Genomic DNA, 4,531 nt, shown 5'->3' with positions numbered 1-4,531 from the left:
GACGTGGCCGGCCGGCTGCGGCGGGCGCGGCCCTCGGTCGCCCTGTGCGCCTGGTCGGCGCGGTAGCCGCCGGCGCCGCCGTTGCGGCTCACCTCGCGGCTGATCGTCGACGTCGGCCGCCCCAGCCGCCGGGCGATCTCGGCGTAGCCGAGCCCCTCGGCCAGGCCCGCAGAGATCTCGCGGCGGTCGTCGTGGCTGAGCCTGCCTCCGGGCATCGGGGCCCCTCTCTGTCGCTTGCTCACTCAGTATTGCGTTCACCTGGACCCCATTGCAACCCCAAGCGTTGCGTTCAGGCTCACGACCATTGCAAACATGCCCAATTTCCGTTGACACATCTTTGAACGCAACGTAGCTTTTGCTGGACACAAAACACGTACTATCGCGAACAGGAAAGCGCCATGACCGCTTCGGAACTGCCCGTCACCCGCGAGCCCGGCCACCCCTTCGACCCGCCCAAGGCCTTGCGCGCGCTCCCGCCGCTGAGCCGGATGCGTTACCCCGACGGGCACCTCGGCTGGCTGGTGACCACGTACGCGCTGGCCCGCGCGGTCACCGCCGACCCGCGCTTCAGCTCGCGCCACGACCTCATGCACGCGCCGGCCCCCGGACCGGTCGTCACGCACCCGTTCCCGCCCGCCCCGCCCGGGATGTTCATCGGCATGGACCCGCCCGAGCACACGCGCTACCGCGGCCTGCTCACCGGCAGGTTCACCGTCCGCCGGATGCGCCTGCTCACCGAGCGCGTCGAACAGGTCGCCGCGGACCACCTGGACGCCATGGAACGCCACGGCCCGCCAGTGGACCTGGTCAAGGCGTACGCGCAGCCGATCCCCGCGCTGCTCATCTGCGAGCTGCTCGGCGTCCCGCCCACCGACCAGGAGCGCTTCCAGCACCACGCCGCGACGGTGAACGACCACGACGTCACCCCGGAGGAGCAGTACGCCGCCGCCGGCGCGATCCAGCAGTACATCCACGAGCTGGTCCGCGCCAAGCGCGCCGAGCCCACGGACGACCTGCTCAGCGAGCTGACCGGCGCCGACCTCACCGACGAGGAGCTGGCCGGCATCGGCGCCCTGCTGCTCGGCGCCGGGCTCGACACGACCGCGAACATGATCGCGCTGGGCACGTTCGCCCTGCTGAGCCACCCCGGCCAGCTCGACGCCCTGCGCGCCGACCCCGGCCTCGCCGACCAGGCCGTCGAGGAGCTGCTGCGCTACCTGACCATCGCCCACACCGGCGTACGCACCGCGCTGGCGGACGTCGAGCTGGACGGGCAGGTGATCAAGGCGGGCGAGGCGGTCGCGCTCGCGGTCCAGGCCGCCAACCGCGACCCCGCGAAGTTCACCGACCCGGACACCCTCGACCTGCGCCGCCAGGAGGGCGGGCACCTGGCGTTCGGCCACGGCGTCCACCAGTGCCTCGGGCAGCAGCTCGCCCGCGTCGAGCTGCGGGTCGCCTTCCCGGCGCTGCTCAGGAGGTTCCCGGCGCTACGCCTGGCCGTGGCGCCCGAGGACGTCCCGCTCCGCGCCAACTCCGACGTCTACGGCGTGCACCGGCTGCCGGTCACCTGGTAGCGCCCGCCCCCGTGACTACCGCTGGATCGGCGCCACCACGACCTCGACCCGCTGGAACTCCTTGATGTCGGAGTAGCCGGTCGACGCCATGGTCCGCTTCAGCGCCCCCATCAGGTTCATCGACCCGTCGGCCACGCTGGAGGGCCCGTGCAGGATCTGCTCCAGCGTGCCCACCGTCTGGAACGCCACCCGCCGCCCCCGGGGCAGGTCGGGGTGGTGCGCCTCGGAACCCCAGTGGAAGCCGTGCCCCGGCGCCTCAGCGGCGCGCGCCAGCGGGGAGCCGACCATGACCGCGTCGGCCCCGCAGGCGATGGCCTTGGCGATGTCGCCCGAGGTGCCCATGCCGCCGTCGGCGATCACGTGCACGTAGCGCCCGCCCGACTCGTCCATGTAGTCGCGGCGGGCCGCCGCCACGTCGGAGATCGCCGTGGCCATGGGCACCGCCACGCCCAGCACGTTACGGGTGGTGTGCGAGGCGCCGCCGCCGAAGCCGACCAGGACGCCCGCCGCCCCCGTGCGCATCAGGTGCAGGGCGGCCGTGTACGTCGCGCAGCCGCCCACGATCACCGGGACGTCGAGCTCGTAGATGAACTGCTTGAGGTTCAGCGGCTCGTGCCGCCCGGAGACGTGCTCGGCCGAGACCGTGGTGCCGCGGATGACGAAGATGTCCACGCCCGCGTCGATCACGGTCTTGTGGTACTGGACCGTGCGCTGCGGCGACAGGCGAACGGCCGTGGTCACGCCCGACTCCCTGATCTCCTGGATCCGGCGGCCGATCAGCTCCTCCTTGATCGGCGCGTCGTAGATCTCCTGCAGCCGCCTGGTCGCCGCCTCGGCGTCGAGGGAGGCGCACTCCTCCAGCAGCGGCGACGGGTCCTCGTACCGGGTCCAGAGACCTTCGAGGTCGAGCGGCGCGAGGCCGCCGAGCCGGCCGATCTCGATCGCGGTGGCCGGCGAGACCACGCTGTCCATGGGCGCGACGACCACGGGCAGCTCGAACCGGTAGGCGTCGATCTGCCAGGCGATCGAGACCTCCTCCGGGTCGCGAGTGCGCCGGGAGGGCACGAGGCCGATCTCGTCGAGCGCGTAGGCCCGGCGACCGGTCTTGCCCCGGCCGATCTCCACCTGCTGAGTCATGCTCTTACCTTCTGTGATAGTTCGGAGCTTCCACGGTCATCTGGATGTCGTGGGGATGGCTCTCCTTCAGACCCGCGGCCGTGATCGGCATGAGCTCGCAGTCGGTGTGCATCTGCTCGATCGTGCGACAGCCCGAGTACCACATGCCCTGGCGCAGCCCGCCGACGAGCTGGTGGGCGACCGCCGCGACCGGGCCGCGGTAGGGGACCTGGCCCTCGATGCCCTCGGGGATGTACTTGTCCTCGCCGCCGACGTCGGCCTGCGCGTAGCGGTCCTTGCTGAAGGAGGTGCCGCCGCGCTCACGGTTGCGCACCGCGCCGAGCGAGCCCATGCCCCGGTACGACTTGAACTGCTTGCCGTTGATGAAGATCAGCTCCCCGGGCGACTCCTCGCACCCGGCGAGCAGCGAGCCGAGCATGACCGTGTCGGCGCCCGCGGCGATGGCCTTGACGATGTCGCCCGAGTACTGGAGGCCGCCGTCGCCGATGACCGGAACGCCCGCCGGCCCGCACGCCAGCGACGCCTGGTGAATGGCGGTGACCTGCGGCGCGCCCACCCCGGCCACGACCCGCGTGGTGCAGATGGAGCCGGGGCCGACCCCGACCTTGACCGCGTCGGCGCCCGCGTCGACCAGCATCTGCGCGCCCGCCCGCGTCGCGATGTTGCCGCCGATCACCTCGACCTTGGTGTTGGCCTTGACCTTGGCGATCATCTCGGCCAGACCCTTGGAGTGGCCGTGCGCGACGTCGACCACGACCACGTCCACGCCCGCCTCGATCAGCGCCTTGGCCCGCACCTCGGCGTCGGGGCCGACACCCACGGCCGCGCCCACGACGAGCCGGCCGTCGGAGTCCTTGGTGGCCAGCGGGTACTGCTCGCTCTTGGTGAAGTCCTTCACCGTGATCAGGCCGCGCAGCCTGCCGTCGGGGTCCACCAGGGGCAGCTTCTCGATCTTGTTCTTCCGCAGCAGCGCGAACGCCTCGTCCCGCGAGACCCCCACCGGCGCGGTCACCAGCGGCATCGGCGTCATGACCTCGCGCACCGGGCGCGACTGGTCGGTCTCGAAGCGCATGTCGCGGTTGGTCACGATGCCGACCAGCACGCCGGACACGTCGGTGACAGGCACCCCGGAGATCCGGTACGTCGCGCAGAGCCGCTCCACCTCGGCCAGGGTGTCGTCGGGCGTGCAGGTCACCGGGTTGGTGACCATCCCGGCCTCCGACCGCTTGACCAGGTCGACCTGCTGGGCCTGCTCCTCGACCGAGAGGTTGCGGTGCAGGATGCCGATGCCGCCCTGGCGGGCCATGGCGACCGCCATGCGGGCCTCGGTGACGGTGTCCATGGCGGCCGACATCAGCGGGATGGACAGCCGGATCCGCCGCGACAGGCGCGAGGAGGTGTCGGCATCACCCGGTTGCATGTCGGAGTAGCCCGGCACGAGCAGCACGTCCTCGAAGGTCAGACCTGTCTCGGTGAACTTGGACATGCTGCGGCCCCTCCTGCCGATGCGCTGATGAGCCCAAGTCTAGGGCCTGACACAAATCGCAAACCCATCGCGTCGTCCCGCGCGGCACACCTGGGGGCGCGGGGCACGGGCCGCCGCCCGGCGATGCCGTCTCCGAAGTGCCCTGGAGATGCCGGGAGCACGATGACCCCCACGGGAGCCGCGTTCGGCGGCCTGCCATGGGCGTGCCCACGGTCGGCGTGCCGGCGACCCGCCACGAGCTGCGATCCCGCGCCCGCGGCCCGTCGTGCTCCCGGCATCAAAAAGTGCCGGGGGATGGGGCGGTCGGTGATCCGCCCCATCCCCCGGCCACCGG

General features: G+C 71.8%; 4 protein-coding genes. 1 reads left to right on the top strand and 3 read right to left on the bottom strand.

Going from position 1 to position 4,531, the window contains the following annotated elements; translation table 11 throughout:
• Window positions 1-215, bottom strand: a 215-nt coding sequence (locus KME77_RS28165) for a helix-turn-helix domain-containing protein (protein WP_219472016.1), incomplete at its 3' end; no start/stop codon positions are given.
• Between the two features lie 183 nt (window positions 216-398).
• Here KME77_RS28165 and KME77_RS28160 point away from each other — a divergent pair.
• Window positions 399-1,574, top strand: a complete 1,176-nt coding sequence (locus KME77_RS28160; RefSeq protein WP_219472014.1) for a cytochrome P450 — start codon at window positions 399-401, stop codon at window positions 1,572-1,574.
• 15 nt (window positions 1,575-1,589) lie between these two features.
• Here the strand turns inward: KME77_RS28160 and KME77_RS28155 are convergent, their stop codons facing one another.
• Window positions 1,590-2,711, bottom strand: coding sequence for a GuaB3 family IMP dehydrogenase-related protein (locus KME77_RS28155; protein ID WP_219472012.1), 1,122 nt, complete (start codon window positions 2,709-2,711; stop codon window positions 1,590-1,592).
• 4 nt (window positions 2,712-2,715) lie between these two features.
• Window positions 2,716-4,197, bottom strand: coding sequence for an IMP dehydrogenase (gene guaB / locus KME77_RS28150; protein ID WP_219472009.1), 1,482 nt, complete (start codon window positions 4,195-4,197; stop codon window positions 2,716-2,718).
• Between the last annotated feature and the right edge of the window lie 334 nt (window positions 4,198-4,531).

It is taken from the genome of Nonomuraea rhizosphaerae, from assembly GCF_019396405.1.
Taxonomy (GTDB): Bacteria; Actinomycetota; Actinomycetes; order Streptosporangiales; family Streptosporangiaceae; genus Nonomuraea; species Nonomuraea rhizosphaerae.
The sequence above is the reverse complement of the archived record's forward strand: the minus strand, read 5'-3'. Positions and strand labels throughout refer to the sequence as shown.